Origin of the sequence: Trueperella pecoris (genome assembly GCF_014926385.1) — a bacterium.
Lineage (GTDB): Bacteria > Actinomycetota > Actinomycetes > Actinomycetales > Actinomycetaceae > Trueperella > Trueperella pecoris.
In genome coordinates, this window is sequence record NZ_CP053291.1 from 2204097 (window position 1) to 2221803 (window position 17707).

Sequence of the window (17707 nt, forward strand, 5' to 3'; positions counted from 1 at the left end):
GTGCTCATTGTTGCCATGCTCGCATTGCGGGGCGGTACTTTTGAAGCTGAGAAATCGACGAAAAAGTTCACTTCTGATGTAGCAACAGCAACTGTTGATCAAGGCGATCTTTCAGAACGTGTAGAGGTTAAGGGCACCCTTGGCTTAGGTCAGAAACGGGCTTACGGGACGCAACTATCTGGGATCGTCACATCCATCGCCGCGCTCGGAACGAAGCTTGAGGCTGGCTCAGAAATGATGAGAGTCAATGACGCTCCCGTTGTCGCTATGCGAGGTGAGATACCAGCCTGGCGTGCTTTTGAACCTGGCATGTCGGATGGCCGCGACGTCATGCAACTTGAAAAGAATCTGCAACAGCTCGGCTATTTCACCCGCGAGCCTGATACACACTTCGATGGTGATAGCCGGGCTGCTGTCACAAAATGGCAAAAGGAACGGGGACTGCCCGTTAACGGCAGGATTAAGCTTGGGCGCATAGTGTTCATCCCTTCAGATGTAGTGGTTGCCGCACATAAGGTAGTGCCCGGTGAGCCAGCAAGTGAGCAAACGATTGAGTGCACCGGGTCTGTTAAAGAAGTGACGGCAGAGGTCCAACCTCATAGCCGACACTTGCTGCCTGAAGGAACTAGCGTCAATGTCCAGCTTCCCGACGGAAAAACCGTCGAAGGCCTGGTTAAACGCGTGGGACAGGCTGTGGAGACTGAGGATAAGACGGGGGTGAAGTCGGTCCGTATTCCCGTAACGATCTCTTTGAAGGATCCGTCTGTTGCGGAGCAATATCTTGATGTCAGCGTGGGGATACACGTCAATCGTGTCGTTAAAGAGAATGTGCTGAGTGTTCCGGTGCGTGCGCTTCTTGCGCAACCCGGAAACGCATACGCGGTTGAGGTGGTCAGAAACGGGGACATTGTCCGTGTTCCAGTAGAGCTGGGAGTTTTTGCTGATTCTCGCGTAGAGATTCGCGAGGGTGCTCTCAGTGAAGGAGATAAGGTTGTGGTAGCTGAATAATGCAAAAAGAACCGCTAATAGAGCTGTCCCACGTCTCACGTGCTTACGGGTCTCCGCCGGTCGTCGCTTTGCGTGATGCAAGCTTTAGTGTCCAATCAGGAGAGATGGTCGTCATTACGGGGCCAAGCGGTTCAGGAAAATCCACCCTCTTGAACATGATGGGGACTCTTGATCGGCCTTCGGAGGGTGTTATTAGAATCGCAGGACATATGGCGTCCGAGGCGAGTGACGCTCAGCTTTCGGCGTTAAGAGCACACCTGATCGGCTTTGTCTTTCAGCAATATCATCTTGATGATACTCAGACAGCATTGAACAACGTTGCTGATGGCTTGCTGTACACAGGAATGCCACGTAGGGAGCGGATTGAACGCGCCACTGTAGCGCTAGAGAGGGTTGGGCTTGCAGATCGTGCGCAACACACCCCTCTTCAGCTCTCCGGAGGGCAACGCCAACGTGTGGCGATCGCTCGAGCAGTTGCGGGTAATCCTCCGCTTCTCCTTGCAGACGAGCCAACCGGCGCTTTAGATTCGCGTTCGGGCGAGCAAGTGCTTCGTGTCTTGAACAGTCTTCATGCAGATGGCACGACAGTGGTGGTGATTACTCACGATCGTGATGTGGCCAAAGGATTCCCGCGCGTGATCAGGATCCGTGACGGGGAAATTGAATCAGACAGTGCGTTAGGGGAAAACGATGAGTAAAGACCTGAAGATTCCCCCGGCGACCCTTTTTAAGAGGGATACTCTGCGCCTAGGTTTTCAAGGCTTGCGCGCACATCCACTTCGTGCAGGCCTTTCTGCCTTGGGTGTCGCGATTGGAATAGGTGCGATGATCGCCGTCATCGGTATCTCGCTGTCGAGCCAGGCGAAGATCCAGGAGAAACTCGCCGAGCTAGGTACCAATTTGTTGACTGTCAGCGCGGGTGACTCTTTTAGTGGTCAGCCTGCACATTTGCCTGTCAATTCTCCGCAAAGTATCGCAAGGATTGATGGGGTGGAACACGTTGGTTGGACTGCCGAACTGCCCAGTGTTCATGCTTATCGAAACGGTTTGATTGAGCGTGGTGCAACAAATGGCCTGTCTGTTGCAGTAGCAAATGGTGATGTTTTGTCAACGACGTCTACGCAAATACGCCGGGGTTCTTGGTTTAATGACGCTACACAAAAGTATCCGACTACCGTGTTGGGGGCAACCGCGGCGCAACGGTTGGGTGTTGTTTCTCCGGGAGGACTGATAGAAGTTGGAGGCATTGCTCATACGGTTATCGGGATATTGGAGCCCTCTGCACTTGCGCCGCAACTGAACACGATGGTGATGGTTGGACGTTCGAACGCGATTGAAAGACTGGGCTTTAACGGGGCGCCCACGTTGCTCTTTGAGCGTTCGAAGGACGACGCCGTCGCGCGGGTTCGCGAGCTTATTCCAGGTACCGTAAATCCACAGTCTCCGCATGAGGTGAGAGTCAGCAGGCCGTCTGACACTCTTGCCGCGCAATATGCAATTGACACGGCTTTCACCGGGCTTCTAGTTGGGGTTGGTGCGATCGCCCTGCTTGTTGGCGGTATCGGCGTGGCTAATACGATGGTGATTACTGTGATCGAACGGCGTCGCGAGATTGGGCTTCGCCGCGCGCTGGGTGCGACTAAGTCTCATATTCGTCAACAATTCTTGGTTGAAGCGATTTTGCTGTCAACGTATGGAGGAATCGCGGGGGTCGTGTTAGGCATGATCTGCACAGGTGCGGTGTCCTATTTCAACGGGTGGACGCCTACTATTCCTCCAATTTTTGGGGTGCTCGCCCTTGTTGTTACCTTGTCGGTCGGGGCTGTTGCGGGCATGATGCCTGCGATGAGGGCAGCGCAAGTCTCACCTACGGCGGCACTACAGTAAGTTTAGTGTGTTGCGCGTAGAGTGAAGGAATAACGTCATTCCGATAATTTATGAGACACTTACAGGTGTAGGTGTCTCATAAATTATTTCTGAGGGAGCGATATGAAGAATCTATGGTATCTCGCCTGTGCTTACGCGGCCGTTGGCCTCATCTCTGGACTCGTGTATCGAACAATGACGATGAAGATGGAGGTCGTCCCCGTTAATCAGCTCTCCACTACCCATACGCACTTCTTGGCCTTAGGCATGATGGTGATGCTGATCGTGCTCGGCCTTGAAGCAACCATGAAAATCTCACAGAGCAGGGCGTTTCGAGTCTTCTGCTGGACATATAATGCAGGGCTGATCCTTACGGGCGGCGTCATGATGTGGCATGGCATTGTCCAAATCGGTGGCGGCGAAGGTGGACCCGCGATTGCAGGTATAGCCGGCGTCGGGCACATCCTTTTGACCGTTGGAATCGTGTCACTCCTCGTCAGCCTCGCTGGCCCGGTGAAGAAGTTAGCTTCCGAGCGCGAATAATGGTTTGGGGATGCTGTGGGCGTCCCCAAACCATTTGCAAAGAACCTAGAACCGGCGCCCTGCGGCTTCCTCCATTTTGTTTAGCGTATCTTCATCGGGGAAGCCGTCAAGAATTAAGCGCGGTGGCCAAACAGTCTCATCCTGTGTGAAACCTTCTGGCCATATTTCACGTGCAACATGCGTGCGCACAGTAATATTGACCGGCGTGAGTTCTTCCCACGGATGTGGCGACGCCGATCGGGTAAACGTCAGGAAATCAGTCATTGGGATGCTGCCGTGTTTGTCGCTTGCATCCCAAGTCGTGGTTGACACCCGTTCGCCGGTGCTAAGGCGACGAGGTGCAAAGGGTTTCACTTCTCCAAATCCGAGCCACTGCTTCATCATTTTTTCTTGCGCACCATAAATCCGTTCACGGAAGTGGTTGCGAAGTGCACCAAGTATCTGCGCAAGCTCAGAATCAGGGAATGGCTGCCACTCGAGCCAGCCATCAGCCGCGACGGTATGGGGTAGTGGGTAGACGGCGTCGGGAGAATCTCGTTGCGCAAGCAGAAGTTTAAAGAAATCAACAAGGTGTGGATCCTCGGAATAAACAACAAACAGCTTCGTTCGTGAAGCTGGAACGAAGAGCGGGATCTCGTCAGGACGTTCTTGACCCATGCGTTCGGCGATTTGCTGGATCATATCTAGATCGGCGAACCACGAAAGCTCGTAGTTAGTGGGACGAAGGAACGTCATGACATGGGCGCCAGCGATGGTCGTAATTCCCAGTTCAACAGTTTGCTGATTCTCGTTGGTCAAGAAACGCAAAGTGGTGACGGCTTCGGCCATCATTTCCCCCAGATCACGATCCGTGTCATCCAAATCTGCGTAGAAAATAGGCTGGATAGTATCAGGAAGATCGTAGGCAATACCGACGGCAAGAAAGTCGGTCAATGGTAAATAAACCATTGATTCTGCTTGCGGTGATGGAGGAAGGAAAAAATCTGCAACCCGCACGATTGGGACAATTGCAGCGTTTTCTATGAGGGACTGATCGGCAGATTGATGAGCTAAAGCGTAACCGGGCACGGCCTGCGAAGAGCTCTCATGAGCAGGGTTGGGGATAGGTGAATCGGTTAAACCTAGATCGGCACCATTCGTCTCCGCCTCTCGTGCTTGTTGGACACCAATTGTGATAAGACGATTTAACAGATCCTCGCGTCGATCGAGAGGAGCATCTGGCTTGATGAGTGCGCCCGGGCGGAAGCGGAAAGTTCTTCCGTCGCTGAGAAGAATGTCCAACCACTCATCATTGGCAGTGACAACAGCATGTTCCAATTCGGGGTGCCTCGAGGCGTGAAAGAGTGCCCACTCAATGAATTCCATATTGTCATTCTTTCAAAGTCGAGCGACGGAATGAAAATAGCGTATCGAGATTGGGGTATGACTAGACATAATTGAAGATCCCTATTTGTCAATATGAATATGGGTCAGTGTGAGGTTTGTTGTTGGGGGCGGGTATACGGGCTTTGAGATGCTGAGGTGAGGTGGGCTCTGATTCATGTTTCGTGCCGTGTGCTCCCTGGCGGGCCTGCCGACGGGGTCCGGCCTGCCGAAACCGTATTAAGGTGCTTGGCGCTGTATTAATCTGCTGCAGATTAATACAGTGCGGACCAGCTTAGTGCAGCGCGGGCGTTGGGGCTGCTGCTGGGGCTGTTGGGAGAACTTGGGGTGCGGGCGCGGGCCCGGGTGTGGACCCGGGAGCACACCCAAGCCCTCGCAATCAGTGCTCTGGAATCAACCACAAAGCGCCAAACCAACTTGACATACGCCGATTCGTTCTCGTCGCGCGGTGCACGTATGAGTAGTGGATGCGTATGAATAAAGGGAGGAAACAGACCCTGGAGCGAGTCTGTTTCCTCCCTATGTGTCAACCTTAACGGTTGGTGTGCTTATCGCGACGGCCGAGCATGATCGCTGCGCCCGCCACACAAAGGAATGTGGATAGCGTGATCAAACCAATCGTGAACGAACCCGTGTGGGCCAAATTCGCTGTCTTGGAAGTAGTCTTGGTCTGGGGCTGCTGAGAATCATCATTGACATCCGAGGTTTCAGGTGCCGATCCGGTGCCAGAATCGGAATCCGATGCCGTTTTAATGACGGTGTTCGGATTAGTCTTCGATGCGTTGGGATCCGTGGATTTCTTGGTGTCGGCCGTCTTGCCGGTGTCCGTGGATTTCTTGGTGTCAGCCGTCTTGCCGGCGTCGGTGGATTTCTTGGTGTCAGCCGTCTTGCCGGCGTCGGTGGATTTCTTGGAATCGGTACCTGCCGGAGCGGACTGGGCTTTCTCCTTGCTGAAATCACCTACGTGCCACGTGTAGGTCGCGGTATTAGATGTGACGGTTTTACCCTCCTGGTCCTTACCGGAAGCCTTGACCTTCATGGTGTAAATGCCTGGCTTTTCGAAGAGCCAATTGGTGTGCACATGTGTCGGTTCGGGTACCGGGATAACAGACCCTGACTCGAGGTCGATTGACTTGTTAGCAAGCACTGGTGTCAGCTTGCCGAAGCCCTTGAATGAGAAAATCTGGACGCGTCCAGGGCCAGAAACCTCATCGAAAGTGATGTCGATCTTTGAGAAGTTCGGCCGGACTTGTAGAGTCTCCCATCCTGGCCACAGAGTTCCGCCAGGCCAGGCCTCTCCAGTTTCTTGTTCCTGTGGAAGCAGGTAACCCGAGGTGATAATTCCTGGATGAGCCTCGGCAGACACTTCTTGGCGCATCTTTTCTGACACCTTTAAAACGACGTCTTCTGGCTTGCGAATCGTATCGGGAGCGGACACGTCCTCCTTAAGGTTGAGAACGAGCTTGTTACCCTGCGCGACGACGTTAAAGACGTCCGCATGTCCGCGGTCAAGGGTGAAAGTCCCTTGAACAGCATCGGAAGACGTATTTTCTGGCCTGGTGTTAGTGCCACCTGTCGACGAGTTGCCGTTAGATGACGTGTCCTTATCCTCGGGGTCGGTGGTGGTTTCGTTGTCGGGATCAGCTGTGGTTTCGTTGTCGGGATCAGCTGTGGTTTCGTCGTCGGGATCGGTGGTGGTTTCGTTGTCGGGATCAGCTGTGGTTTCGTTGTCGGGATCAGCTGTGGTTTCGTTGTCGGGATCTGTTAAGCCGGTGTCGTCCCCATCATTGGCGTCAGGCGGATTCAAAGGCTGAGCGTCATCGGAGGACGCGCCGTCACAGGAGCCTTCAAGATCGGAGGGCTCGACTACCCATTCATAGTCTTCGGTCTTTGACGTGAATGTCTGCCCCTGGAATTCGGCGGTTGCCGTGGCGCTGAACTTGTACGTGCCGGGCTTCGTGATCAGCCACTTGGCATGCTCGTGTGCCTTATCTAACGACCACACGGATTCGTTTTGAATCGCATATTGGTCTTTCTCAAGCACAGGGCGCGGCTTTTGGGTATTCTCCGCGAAGTTATACTGCATTTCGTAGGGGATAAGGCTCCCACCGTCGGGGAATTCAACATTAGAGAACTTAATTTTTACGTCACTGATGACATAGGGGGACGCTGGTTCTTCGGGGTCGGGGAATGAGACGTAACGGCTGTAACCAGGATTGAGAGACTCTTTAGCCTGAAGCTTGTCACTGTCTGGGACGTAGGCGCCGGTGATGTTAGGGATTACATCCTTGAATAGTTCGGACGTCTTCTTGTCGAAACAAGTATAAGAGTTGGCGACGCTGACTAGTCGTACGTGCTCGGGCTTGTGTAGTACGCGATGGGCAGTGACGTCTTCGATAAGATCGAGATGCAATGTCGTTTTGTAGTTGCCGTCGTCGTCAACGGACGTCTCGTTGTCCCTGTTGTAGACGTAGAAGGCGTCAATGTGTCCGCCCCTGAATTCGGTGCGGTCGGTATCGGCGTGAGCGGGAGCGGTCAGTGCCACCAGTGAGGTGGCTAGGGCTGCCGCAACCAGCTTTGCCGAACGTGAGAAAGTCTTTCTCATATTGGGATCCTTCACGGTTTGATCGTGTGTTTGCCCCTCAAAGAATAATGATAACGATTCTCAAGAGCAATGGTTTTTGTGAGGTATACCTAACACAATTTGGGCAACCGTAACGGGGCGCGTCGCGAAAGCTCACACCTTAAGGGCTATGACTGTGGCTCGCACAGGTCTACAGTGTGCGTGTGACTTTCAACTGGAATCCTCGTCCAGCGACAGCCGCCGCCATCGGCTTCCTTGGCCTCATCGCGATCGGCACGGTGATTCTGTCTACCCCGTGGGCAGCCGCAACAGGCCGCGCTGCCTTCCTTGATGCCCTTTTCACGGCGACCTCCGCTTCGTGTCTGACGGGCCTCATCACGGTTGACACCGCCACCGCTTGGTCACCCTTCGGCCAGGGGGTGATCATGGTGCTGATCCAACTGGGCGGTTTGGGCTTCATGACGATGACCTGCCTGCTCTCCATCGCGCTCGGAGCCCGTCTCGGTTTACGACGCCGTCTGGGCGCCCAAGCTGAAGGGCGCGGCGCTGACTTGGGGGACGTACGTTGGATCGTGCGTGCGACGTTGATCTTTACCATGGTCGTGGAGGCGATCATTTTTATCGCTCTCGCGCTTCGCTTCCACTACACCTATGGCTATGACTGGCAACGTTCCGCGTGGGAAGGACTCTTCCACGCGGTGTCGTCGTTTAACAACGCCGGCTTCGCGCTATATTCTGACAACGTTATTGGTTTTGCTACCGATGCGCTGATACTTCTCCCGTTGGCCTTCGGCGTGATTGTGGGCGGCTTGGGCTTTCCCGTCTTGCTCGAGACCTACCGCCACTTCACCTCCCGGCAACGCATTCGCCGCCGTTGGTCACTTACTGCCAGGTTCACGTGGACGGGCACGGCGATCCTGATTGTGGCCGGCACAGTCTTAGTGGCGGCATCGGAATGGCAGGGCCTGTTGGCGCAATTTGACGGCCCATACCGGCTCCTCAACGCCTTCTTCGCAGGCATCAGCCCCCGCACCGCGGGATTCAACGCTATAGACTATGCTCACGCACACCCCCAGACGCTTGTGGCGACCGACTTCCTCATGTTCATTGGCGGCGGTTCGGGGGGCACCGCAGGAGGAATCAAGATCACCACAGTTGCCGTGCTCCTCGCGGCGATCGGGGCGGAAATCAAGGGCCGCCGAACGGCCACCGCTCACGGGCGTTCGATCAACCGCCGAGTGGTTCGCCAGGCGCTTTCGGTCACGGCCGCGGCCGTCATCCTCGTTCTTGGCTCTACCTTCCTCATCCTCGGGATGGCTCCCCAATTCACTTCCGACCAAATTCTCTTCGAAACCACCTCTGCTTTCGGTACGGTTGGTTTATCCACAGGCATCACCGCCGGCCTGCCGCGCGATGCACAATTTATTCTCATCGTCCTCATGTTCGCTGGGCGTGTGGGACCGCTCGCTCTTGCCACCACCTTGGCCGGGCGCGTAACCACCCGCCTGTATGAGTACCCCGAAGAAAGGCCCGCTATTGGCTAACATTTTTGCCCACCGCAATATCGACGACGGCGCGGTAGTCATCTTGGGACTTGGCCGCTTCGGCCGAGCGCTCGCCGTAGAATTGACCAACAGTGGTGTGGAGGTCCTATGCGTCGATTCTGATCCGGCTGTGGTTCAGGAATACGCCACCGAATTCGATCACATCGTGCAGGCAGACGCCACCAATCCTGAGGTTCTTCGCCAGTTGGGTGTGGCAGAGGCCTCGCGCGTCGTGATCGCGATCGGCACCAAGGTGGAAGCCTCGGTACTTGCTGCGTCGGCGGTTATTGCTATGGGGGTGCCCGACGTGTGGGCGAAGGCCTCGAAGGACTCCCATGCAACCATCTTGCAACAGATCGGCGTTCACCATATCGTCCGCCCGGAAACCGACATGGGTAAGCGTGTGGCACACCTGATCCGGAACCACGTGGAGGACTACCTCGAATTTACCCATGGTTTCGCTGTCGCGGCCGCGACGCCGCCCGCGCGTCTCCTTGGCAAGACCGTCGGCGAGGTCAACTCCAAGCGCCCCGGGCTGGAGATCATTGCCGTCCAGCGCGGGGACGGCAATTTCCGGGTCGCGCGCGATACGGACACCCTCGAATCGGGCGATCTCATCATCATCGCAGGTCCGACCAGCCGGCTCGATCGTGAGACCGAGCGAAGCTAGATACGATGCCGCACGTAACGAAAACGGAAGGTAGGACGAAACGTGCACGGACGGCGTCGTGGGTGTGAAACTGGGCTAGCATGAAGGGGAATCCCTCGCGCCACGACACGGAAAGAAGACCATGAGCCCGAAGATTTCTGCTCCCTCCGTCAAGGAACATCACTCGATGATGTACGCGAAGTTAGTGGACTCTGCCGAGGCGATCCTTCGCGAAGAGGGCCCAGCTGCGCTGACGGCCGGAGCTGTGGCGAGGCGGGCCGGGATTGCGCGCAATTCGATCTACCGGTACGTGGACTCCGTCGATGACCTCCGAGTCCTCGTGCTCGAACGGTACGTGCCCAGCTGGGGTAGCCGGTTGAACGTGGCCCTCGAGATGGAGGCCGCGCCCTACGAGCGCCTGTGTACGCTTGTGGAACTGAGCCTGACCATCGGCGCGGAGGCGGGCCACCAGTGGCTGATCGACGTGGTCACGGCCGGCGTTGGCCGCGGGCGCAAGGCCCCCGAGACGCCCACGGGCCGCGAGATCCAGGCACGGTCAGGTGCGGTGCTGAACTTCCACATGGAGTTGGCCCGCAACATCGTCCAGTTGTGGCGGGAGATTACGCCGGACGACGCCGTCGTCAACGCCCAGATGACCCGTTCCGTCCTCGACGCCGGGCTCAAGCTCCTCGATCAGGGCAATGATCTTGCGAAAGTAAAGCAAACTGCCCTGCGGGTGATCGCGACGCTCGCAGGCCGATAGTGGTTGAGCGACTCATCGCGACGCCGCCGGAATTGCCGGTGGTTGCTGGACTCGCGGCGATCTCGACGACGCCGGGAAACCTCGTTATTACGGCCCCGCCGGGGTCGGGAAAGACGACCCTTGTCCCGCCGCTGATGGCGGCACTTGTGCACGGGGCCGGGCTTGACATGTGGGCCGGGGCCGAAGGTTTAGTTGGGCTACAAGCCTTGGCCAGGGCGGAAGCCGGGCAGCCGGATGGCCCGGCGCCCAAGGTCATCGTCGTCCAGCCGCGCCGGGTGGCGGCGCGCGCTGCGGCGCGCAGAATCGCCTCCCTGATCGGCGAGCCTGTGGGTGGCCAGGTGGGGTTCCGCGTGCGCGGGCAGACCCGGCCCGGTAGCCGCATCGAGATGGTGACCCCGGGCGTGATGCTCCGAGTGTTGCAGCGCGATCCTGAGCTGGCTGGCGTCGGGGCGCTGATTATTGATGAGATTCATGAGCGCGACCTCGACACCGATCTGGTGACGGCCTTCGCGCTCGACGTTCAGGAGACGCTGCGGCCGGACCTGCGCATTGTTGCCATGTCGGCGACGGTGGCCGCCGAACGCTTCGCCGAGCTCCTCGGCGGAAGGGTTGTGGACGTGCCGGGCGCGATTCATCCTGTGGAAACAATTGATGCCGTGGGGCCGCGGGCGTTGGGAGACTTCGGCTACGGCGTCGCGGTCAGTAGGGACTTCTTGACTCATGTGGCCCGCGTGACCGACGACGCCGTGGCGAGCCGCCCGTCCGGGCGGGGCTCGGTGCTGGTGTTCATGCCGGGCGTGGGTGAGATTGAGAAAATGCGTGCCCTACTAGCTGGGGCGGCCCTGCCGGTGTATGCGTTGCACGGCTCGCTGCCCGCGCGCGAGCAGGACCGCGTGCTCGCCGGCGGCGAGGACCGGATTATTGTGGCCACGTCGGTGGCGGAGTCGTCGCTAACTGTGCCTGGCGTGAACACGGTGGTGGATTCCGGGCTGGCGCGCGAGCCGCGTTTTGACCCGCGTACCGGCATCTCGGGGCTCGTAACCGTTCACGCTTCGCGGGCACGCATGACCCAGCGGTCCGGCCGCGCCGGCCGCGAGGGCCTCGGACGCGCCTTCCGCTGCCTGAGCTTCGCGCGGGCCGTGGAGTTCTCCGAGCCCGAAATCCTCGCCGGTGACGTCACCGACGCCACCCTGCAGGCCGCCGCGTGGGGCAACCCCCGCATGGAGGGTTTGCGCCTGCTCGACGACCCGAGTCCCGCGTCCGCCGACGCCGCACAGCGCACCCTCGCCGCCCTCGGCGCGGTCGAGCCTGGTGGGACGGTAGCGCCCGGTGGCGCCGCCGAGTCCGCTAGTGCCGAGTCAGGTAGCGCCGAGTCCGGCAGCGCCGGGTTTGGCCGCACGAACGTTCCAGGCACCATCACGCGTGTGGGCCGTCTCCTCGCCGAACTGCCGCTTACGCCCCAGCTGGGCCGTGGCCTGATCGAGGGCGCCCGGGCGGTCGGAGCGCCGACGGCGGCCGGCGTCGCGGCACTCCTGTCGATAGGTGTACGCGCCCGGGGAGCTGACCTTGCTGCCGAACTACGCACTGCCATTTCACGGGCGGACCGCGAATGGACCAGAGAAAAGGCACGCCTGGAAAAGATCGCTACGGCAGCGCTCGCGGCCAGCAGCCTTGAGGAAGCAAACGCGGACGGAGGAGAAGACGGGCTGGCGGCGTCGGGAAAGGCGCCGGGCGGCGGGAGGAGACGCGAGGCATCGACGGCGGACGCAGCGCTCGCGGCCGTGGTGGCGCTGGCGTACCCGACGTGGATCGCGCGCCGGCGCGGAAAGGGATACGTGCTGGCGGGCGGCGCGGGAGCGGTGCTTCCGCAGGGCTCGCCGCTCGCGGGCGAGGAATGGCTGGCGGTGGCGGAGCTGGGCGCTGCGCAGGGTCGGGCGGATGCGGTGATCCGTGCCGCTGTGCCGCTCACGCAGGACGACGCGCTCGCCTACGGCAGCGACATGCTGACCGCCCGCGTCGAAACCGCCGTGCACGGAACGAAGGTGACCGGCCGCAGGATCCGCAGCCTCGGCGCGATCGAGCTCGGCTCCGAACCGGTGTCGCTCACGCGGGCCGAGGTGGCGAAGGCCAGGGCGGAGGAGATCGCGCGGGTCGGCGTCGGCGGATTGGCGTGGGGAGAGGCGGCGACGGCGCTACGGCGTCGTATGGCTTTCCTACACGACGTCGTGGGAGAGCCGTGGCCGGACGTGTCGGACGAGGCGTTGGCCGAACGCGTGGACGAGTGGCTGACGCCGCTTCTAGGCGCGGGCCAGCCGGATTTGCTGGCAGGGTTGCGTGCGTTGCTGCCGTGGCCGCAGGCGGCGCGGCTCGACGAGCTCGCCCCGGAGCGTATCCCCACCCCGACGGGCAGCGCGCGCGTGGACTATTCGCGCCACAAGCCGACCGCGCGGCTCAAGCTCCAAGAAGCCTTTGGGTGGGTGGACACGCCGACGGTTGCCGGCGTGCCCGTGACGCTCGAGCTTCTCTCCCCGGCGCAACGCCCGCTGGCGATCACCGAGGACCTGGCATCATTCTGGGCGGGACCCTACGCCCAAGTCCGCGCCGAGATGCGCGGCCGATACCCGCGCCACCCCTGGCCGGAGGATCCACTCACCGCCGAGCCCACCCGCAGGGCGAAGCCGCGCACGTGACGGATTAGCTGCGGTAAATTTCGCGACGATGCCCAGCGCGAACGATTGTTGCAGTCAGTATGTCGTCAAAGATGTCATAAATAATTCGGTAATCTCCGAGGCGAATTCGCCATGCATTCTGTTCGCCGACAAGCTTCTTTGCGCCGCGGGGCCGAGGATCGTCCGCCAATTTCTCTAGCGCGTCCAAAATGCGACCGCGTGCTTCGTGAGGCAGTTTCTTAATCTGGCGAGCAGCGGCTGTTGTTAGTTCAACGCGATAGCTCACTGTGTCAATGTGCGTCGTAGTTCATCAAGGCTCACCCGTCCGCCATCGTCTTCCGCGCGAGCGGCACGGTAGGCGGCTACATCCTGAGCCATCTCGAATTCCTCGAGCGCCTCAAGATCTGCGACGCTCACGACGACAGCTGCTAGCTTTCCGTGACGGGTGACGCCGATGCGTTCGCCGGCGTACATGGCCCGCCCAAGAACGTCTGAGAGCTGGCTGCGTAGTTCGCGAGTCGAGACCTCGCTGGTGATCGTGTTCATGTGTAAAGACTAGCACATGTGTCCAATGTGTACGCAAGAACGCTGAGCCCACCCGCAGGGCGAAGCCGCGCACGTGACGCCGGTAGGATAGGCCCATGCGCATGCCTCTCCCCGTCCGCCGCGCGGACGCCGAACCGCTCCTCGACTGCCGCTATTTCGCCGCGGGGCAGTGCCGTTCGTGCACCCTGCTTGACGTCCCGCAAGACGTCCAGCTGGCCACCAAGCAGGCGCGCGCCGAGGAGCTCCTGGCTCCCTTCGTTCACGACGCCGTAGCCTGGCGCTCGCCCTGGGCCGCCACGCGTGAGGGATTCCGTAACAAGGTCAAGCTTGTGGTGACGGGCTCGGCGGCGCACCCGCGGCTGGGCATCACCGGGCCGCGCGGCCAGGGGCAGGACCTGCGCGATTGCCCCTTGCCCACTCCGGGCATCCAGATGGCGACGCCCGCCTTGGCGCGTTTTGTGGCCGAGTGCGGCTTCCAGCCCTACGACCCGTCCGCGGACCGCGGCGTGCTCAAGTTCGTCATCGTGACCGAGTCGCCGTCGGGCGAATTGATGGTTCGCTTCGTGGCGCGGCGACGTGGCGTGCAGGGCATGCTGTTCAAGAAGCTTGAGCGCCTGCGCGAGCTTGTGCCGGCCGCCCGCGTCGTGTCGCTGAACGTTCAGCCCGAGCGTAAAGCTGTCCTCGAGGGCGACGAAGAAATCCTTATTTCGGACGCAGCCACCTTGCCCATGACCCTCCGCGTCGCCGGGTGCGACCTCACGCTCAACCTGCGCCCGCAGTCCTTCTTCCAAACCAACACCGACGCCGCCGAAGTGCTCTATTCGCGGGCGGTCGACTGGGTTTCGGGTGCCGTCGGCCAGGATCTTGGCTCCTTGAATGCCTGGGACCTCTACTGTGGCGTGGGCGGTTTCGCGCTGGCTCTCGCGAGTGCAGGCATGCGGGTGGTGGGCGTTGAGGCGCAGCCGCAGGCGATCGACGCCGCCCGAGAGTCGGTGGAGGCCATGCGCAGGCGGGGCGCGGATGTTGACGCGACATTCGTTGCCGCCGATGCCACGGTGTGGGCCCGGGAGCAGAGCGGGTCGGGCGGCGCGGGTGCAAGTGAAGCCACCGGTGAGGGTGCGGGCGCGGGCGAGGTGCCGGACGTCGTCGTTGTCAATCCGCCCCGGCGCGGAATCGGGCCGGAGTTGGCGGGCTGGATCGCGGAGTCGGGCGTGGAGACGGTGCTGTATTCCTCGTGCAACGCGCACACCTTAGCCGCCGACCTTGCGGCGATGGAGGTATTCGACGTGGTCAAGGCGCAGGTGGTGGACATGTTCCCGCATACGGCCCACTTCGAGACGGTCGTGCTGCTTCGGCGTCGTTAAGCTCAAGGAGTCGGAGCCTGAGGCGACTCTCTTGGCAGAGGTGACACCTCGCGCCGGGGAGTTTCTTCGGCCTTAGTTGCCCTTAGTCGCCGTCAGCGCCCTCGATGAGGTCGTCGGTGACCACACGGCCGTCGTGAACCGGGCGGATCAGCTTATCGAGCTCGAAACCCTGAGCGCGCGCCTCGGCGAGATACTCGTCCAAGGTTTCCTCGGGGAGGTGGGGATCGCGGGCAAGCACCCAGAGGTTCTCATGATCGGGCGTGCCAACGAGCGCGACGCGGTAGTCGTCATCGATCTTGAGCACCCAATAGTCGCCCGAGGTGAACGGAATCCAGCGGATATATTTCGGTAGGAAATTCACTTTGAGCTGGCCGGGCTCGCCGTCGACAGGTGTTGCTTCAGCGATGGCTTGCCCGGGGTGGCCCTCGTTGTCGAAGGACCGGTTGTCGACGCGGATCTTGCCATTCTCTTTGAGCGAGTAGTGAGCCGTGATGTTGGTGGCGTGGGTGTCTTCCCACTTCAGCGGTAGGCGCACGATCTCATACCAGAGGCCAAGATACTTGTCGAGGTCGAGGTGCTCTACTGAGCGTACGTCGCGTTCCGTCATGTTGATTCCTCCGTTCAACGACGCCGGCCTTGAGTCTCACGACGCCGTATCACCTACGCTACCCCCGATTGCCATCGCTGGGAGAGGTTTAGGTGGCACAAAACAACTTCGAAAGAACTTTGAAACAACTGAAAACAACTTGTTTTTCGGCGAGTTAGCGCGGTTTTCTGGCCGTTGGAAAGAGTTTGGTGGGCGGCAAGTTGTTTCAAAGTTGTTTAAACAACTTTGAAACAACTTAGTTATACTGAACGCATGGAAAACCCACCTCTCGCCCACGAACTATCTGCAATGAACCTCCCCGAGGAAGTCAGCTCCGCGCTCCGTGCGATTGTCGAACAAGGGATGACCGCGGATTCTCAAGAGAGTCAGACCCTCGATTTCAAGGAAGATCCGGCGACGGCTACGTTGGAAAGCGTCAACCCAGATAGCAAGCTGGTCGAGATCCTGCTGAAAGCCGCGATCTGTATGGCTAACGGTAACGACGGCGATTCTTTTATCGTGCTCGGAGTTAAGGACAAGATTGCCGGAGTTGGCGCCATTGTGGGTACGGAGCGGGATGTTGATTGGATAAGAGGGAAGGTCTATTCAGGGACAAGGCCGGGACTCGACGTCGGCGTCGAGGAATTCTATTTCCAAGGAAAGAGGCTACTGCTCATCCGGATTCCACGGCCTTTACGCGTCTACTCTCGTACAAGAGGCGATTCTTGGTACCGGGAAGGTTCCGGCTGTCGCGTGATGACGCAGGAGAAGCGAACAAGGTTGGATTGGGAGCGGCGCAATCCGGATTTCACTGCGAAACCGGCGAATATCGGGGAAGCTGACCTTGATTTAGGTGCTTTGGAACATGCCCACCAATTGCTCGCGGCAAAAAGAGCTGCGATGGGCTCTATGGATGTGCCAGACACTAATCATGGCCTCGTCCGGGAGCTTGGCTTGGTTGATGGCAACGACAAGTTATTACTTGCCGGGGAAATTCTTCTTGCTCGTCCCGCAAACGGCAAAGTTGCCGTCCGGCACTTGTACTATCCGATTCCCGGAGCTGAGCCACGAGTACGAGAGCTCAACAGTCCGTTAGTGAGCTTGTTCGGAGAAGTCCAGCTGCTGATTGATTCGTACGCAAGTCAGGAAGTTGCGCGAGTAGACCTCGGTCAGGGGCAGGAAGTGCCTATTCCAGCCTTCCCTCGCCAGGCCGTTGACGAAGTTGTTTCCAACGCGCTTCTGCATCGGGACTGGGTGTCGGCCTGTCCGATCGTCATCAAGCAAACTCCACGGACGCTGACCGTCATTTCCCCAGGCGGATTTCCGCCTTCGGTAAGTGAGTCGAACTTGTTGACGACTCGATCAGTTCCACGCAATCCAACGCTAATGAATGCGGTGAGGCGTTTAGGGTTAGCAGAAGAATCGTCGCGCGGCTTTGATCGAATGTGGGTGTCAATGTTGGCCAGTGGCAGGCGAGCGCCTGTTGTGAAAGTGTCTGAGTTCGATGTGTCCGTCACGCTGGACGCTGGAAATCCCGATCTGCGATTTGTGCAAGGTCTTGCGGCGATGGCGGAAGCCGGTGTTGATATCCGCCAATCCGTTAACGCCCTCATTGTCCTTCGGCATCTAGTCGACCATCCGGGGATTGACTGGAAAGTCTTTGCTGAGAAGTTGCAGACTAACGACCTCGAGACTCGTGAGAGCGTTGATTGGTTGACGGATAAAGGGATTGTCGAGAAAGTCGGTGATCGTATCGATGAGTGGGTGCTGACGCCACAACTCCGCATGCTCTTTAATGTCACGAATGTGGGGGCAACCAGGAGCGAGGCCGAAAAATGGGTCCGCCAGCATCTGGCCGAGGGCGCAGCACTTACTGCTCGCGAAATTTCGAACCAGCTGAATATTTCCACCGCCGATGTAACGAAACTCCTCAGGGGTCTGCGGTCCGAAGGCGTGGCGATGATTGACCCCGACGGCCCACAACGTGGCTCGAATACCCGTTGGGTTGCCCGAATGCGGCACTAAGCTCTCGTGTGGCAGTCCAAAACAACTTCGAAAGAACTTTGAAACAACTGAAAACAACTTGTTTTTCGGCGAGTTATCACGGTTTTCTGGCCGTTGGAAAGAGTTTGGTGGGCGGCAAGTTGTTTCAAAGTTGTTTAAACAACTTTGAAACAACTTGTGAGGTCGAGCTGCTGTCGA

At 59.0% G+C, this 17707-nt stretch carries 16 protein-coding genes; 11 read left to right on the plus strand and 5 right to left on the minus strand.

Annotation, left to right across the window (positions count from 1 at the left end; genetic code table 11):
* The 4 genes from HLG82_RS10050 (at position 1) to HLG82_RS10065 (ending at position 3417) form a co-directional block, all read left to right on the plus strand.
* Entirely contained in the window at positions 1-1008 is a 1008-nt protein-coding gene (locus HLG82_RS10050) for a peptidoglycan-binding protein (RefSeq protein WP_193326687.1), read from the plus strand.
* Entirely contained in the window at positions 1008-1706 is a 699-nt protein-coding gene (locus HLG82_RS10055; protein ID WP_193326688.1) for an ABC transporter ATP-binding protein, read from the plus strand. Before HLG82_RS10050 ends, HLG82_RS10055 begins: the two co-directional genes overlap by 1 nt.
* The gene (locus tag HLG82_RS10060) at positions 1699-2895 is read left to right on the plus strand and encodes an ABC transporter permease (protein WP_193326689.1); all 1197 of its coding nucleotides are present in this window, start codon (positions 1699-1701) and stop codon (positions 2893-2895) included. Before HLG82_RS10055 ends, HLG82_RS10060 begins: the two co-directional genes overlap by 8 nt.
* Positions 2896-2997: 102 nt before the next feature.
* A complete protein-coding gene (locus HLG82_RS10065; protein ID WP_193326690.1) occupies positions 2998-3417 on the plus strand; it encodes a DUF2871 domain-containing protein in 420 nt (139 codons plus the stop codon).
* Between the two features lie 45 nt (positions 3418-3462).
* On the opposite strand, the gene HLG82_RS10070 is transcribed toward HLG82_RS10065, so the two are convergent.
* Together HLG82_RS10070 and HLG82_RS10075 are read right to left on the minus strand one after the other, a co-directional pair.
* Positions 3463-4782 carry a DUF1444 domain-containing protein gene (locus tag HLG82_RS10070; protein ID WP_193326691.1) on the minus strand — a complete coding sequence of 440 codons (1320 nt, stop codon included), beginning with the start codon at positions 4780-4782 and terminating at the stop codon, positions 3463-3465.
* A 550-nt stretch (positions 4783-5332) separates the two neighbouring features.
* Positions 5333-7405 (minus strand): choice-of-anchor M domain-containing protein, encoded by a 2073-nt coding sequence (locus tag HLG82_RS10075; protein ID WP_193326692.1) that lies wholly within the window; start codon positions 7403-7405, stop codon positions 5333-5335.
* A 182-nt stretch (positions 7406-7587) separates the two neighbouring features.
* Between HLG82_RS10075 and HLG82_RS10080 the strand changes: the two genes are divergently transcribed.
* From HLG82_RS10080 to HLG82_RS10095, 4 genes are all read left to right on the plus strand, one after another.
* Complete coding sequence (locus HLG82_RS10080) at positions 7588-8928, plus strand: TrkH family potassium uptake protein (RefSeq protein ID WP_216858942.1); 1341 nt, start codon at positions 7588-7590, stop codon at positions 8926-8928.
* Positions 8921-9598, plus strand: coding sequence for a potassium channel family protein (locus HLG82_RS10085; protein ID WP_197551146.1), 678 nt, complete (start codon positions 8921-8923; stop codon positions 9596-9598). Before HLG82_RS10080 ends, HLG82_RS10085 begins: the two co-directional genes overlap by 8 nt.
* Before the next feature lie 121 nt (positions 9599-9719).
* Positions 9720-10340, plus strand: a complete 621-nt coding sequence (locus tag HLG82_RS10090) for a TetR/AcrR family transcriptional regulator (protein WP_193326694.1) — start codon at positions 9720-9722, stop codon at positions 10338-10340.
* Positions 10340-13030: an ATP-dependent RNA helicase gene (locus HLG82_RS10095; RefSeq protein WP_255313896.1), complete on the plus strand. Its 2691-nt coding sequence runs from the start codon at positions 10340-10342 to the stop codon at positions 13028-13030. The genes HLG82_RS10090 and HLG82_RS10095 overlap by 1 nt, the downstream gene beginning before the upstream one ends.
* A gap of 4 nt (positions 13031-13034) precedes the next feature.
* On the opposite strand, the gene HLG82_RS10100 is transcribed toward HLG82_RS10095, so the two are convergent.
* Together HLG82_RS10100 and HLG82_RS10105 are read right to left on the minus strand one after the other, a co-directional pair.
* Positions 13035-13295 carry a type II toxin-antitoxin system RelE family toxin gene (locus HLG82_RS10100; protein WP_193326695.1) on the minus strand — a complete coding sequence of 87 codons (261 nt, stop codon included), beginning with the start codon at positions 13293-13295 and terminating at the stop codon, positions 13035-13037.
* Entirely contained in the window at positions 13292-13555 is a 264-nt protein-coding gene (locus HLG82_RS10105; RefSeq protein WP_193326696.1) for a type II toxin-antitoxin system Phd/YefM family antitoxin, read from the minus strand. The genes HLG82_RS10100 and HLG82_RS10105 overlap by 4 nt, the downstream gene beginning before the upstream one ends.
* Positions 13556-13650: 95 nt before the next feature.
* Between HLG82_RS10105 and HLG82_RS10110 the strand changes: the two genes are divergently transcribed.
* A complete protein-coding gene (locus tag HLG82_RS10110; protein ID WP_193326697.1) occupies positions 13651-14919 on the plus strand; it encodes a class I SAM-dependent methyltransferase in 1269 nt (422 codons plus the stop codon).
* A gap of 82 nt (positions 14920-15001) precedes the next feature.
* Here HLG82_RS10110 and HLG82_RS10115 read toward each other — a convergent pair whose 3' ends face one another.
* A complete protein-coding gene (locus HLG82_RS10115; RefSeq protein ID WP_193326698.1) occupies positions 15002-15526 on the minus strand; it encodes a lipocalin family protein in 525 nt (174 codons plus the stop codon).
* Here HLG82_RS10115 and HLG82_RS10120 point away from each other — a divergent pair.
* Together HLG82_RS10120 and HLG82_RS10125 are read left to right on the plus strand one after the other, a co-directional pair.
* Positions 15525-15755, plus strand: coding sequence for a hypothetical protein (locus tag HLG82_RS10120; protein ID WP_193326699.1), 231 nt, complete (start codon positions 15525-15527; stop codon positions 15753-15755). The two genes, HLG82_RS10115 and HLG82_RS10120, sit on opposite strands and share 2 nt — an antisense overlap.
* Positions 15756-15778: 23 nt before the next feature.
* Positions 15779-17530: an RNA/DNA-binding domain-containing protein gene (locus HLG82_RS10125; RefSeq protein ID WP_193326700.1), complete on the plus strand. Its 1752-nt coding sequence runs from the start codon at positions 15779-15781 to the stop codon at positions 17528-17530.
* Positions 17531-17707 lie beyond the last annotated feature (177 nt).

What these genes read in the sequence shown, in the direction of transcription:
- HLG82_RS10055 (WP_193326688.1), top strand. Translation starts at nt 1,008, where the DNA reads ATGCAAAAAGAACCGCTAATAGAGCTGTCCCACGTCTCACGTGCTTAC.
- HLG82_RS10060 (WP_193326689.1), top strand. Translation starts at nt 1,699, where the DNA reads ATGAGTAAAGACCTGAAGATTCCCCCGGCGACCCTTTTTAAGAGGGAT.
- HLG82_RS10065 (WP_193326690.1), top strand. Translation starts at nt 2,998, where the DNA reads ATGAAGAATCTATGGTATCTCGCCTGTGCTTACGCGGCCGTTGGCCTC.
- HLG82_RS10070 (WP_193326691.1), bottom strand. Translation starts at nt 4,782, where the DNA reads ATGGAATTCATTGAGTGGGCACTCTTTCACGCCTCGAGGCACCCCGAA.
- HLG82_RS10075 (WP_193326692.1), bottom strand. Translation starts at nt 7,405, where the DNA reads ATGAGAAAGACTTTCTCACGTTCGGCAAAGCTGGTTGCGGCAGCCCTA.
- HLG82_RS10090 (WP_193326694.1), top strand. Translation starts at nt 9,720, where the DNA reads ATGAGCCCGAAGATTTCTGCTCCCTCCGTCAAGGAACATCACTCGATG.
- HLG82_RS10105 (WP_193326696.1), bottom strand. Translation starts at nt 13,555, where the DNA reads ATGAACACGATCACCAGCGAGGTCTCGACTCGCGAACTACGCAGCCAG.
- HLG82_RS10110 (WP_193326697.1), top strand. Translation starts at nt 13,651, where the DNA reads ATGCGCATGCCTCTCCCCGTCCGCCGCGCGGACGCCGAACCGCTCCTC.
- HLG82_RS10120 (WP_193326699.1), top strand. Translation starts at nt 15,525, where the DNA reads ATGTTGATTCCTCCGTTCAACGACGCCGGCCTTGAGTCTCACGACGCC.
- HLG82_RS10115 (WP_193326698.1), bottom strand. Translation starts at nt 15,526, where the DNA reads ATGACGGAACGCGACGTACGCTCAGTAGAGCACCTCGACCTCGACAAG.
- HLG82_RS10125 (WP_193326700.1), top strand. Translation starts at nt 15,779, where the DNA reads ATGGAAAACCCACCTCTCGCCCACGAACTATCTGCAATGAACCTCCCC.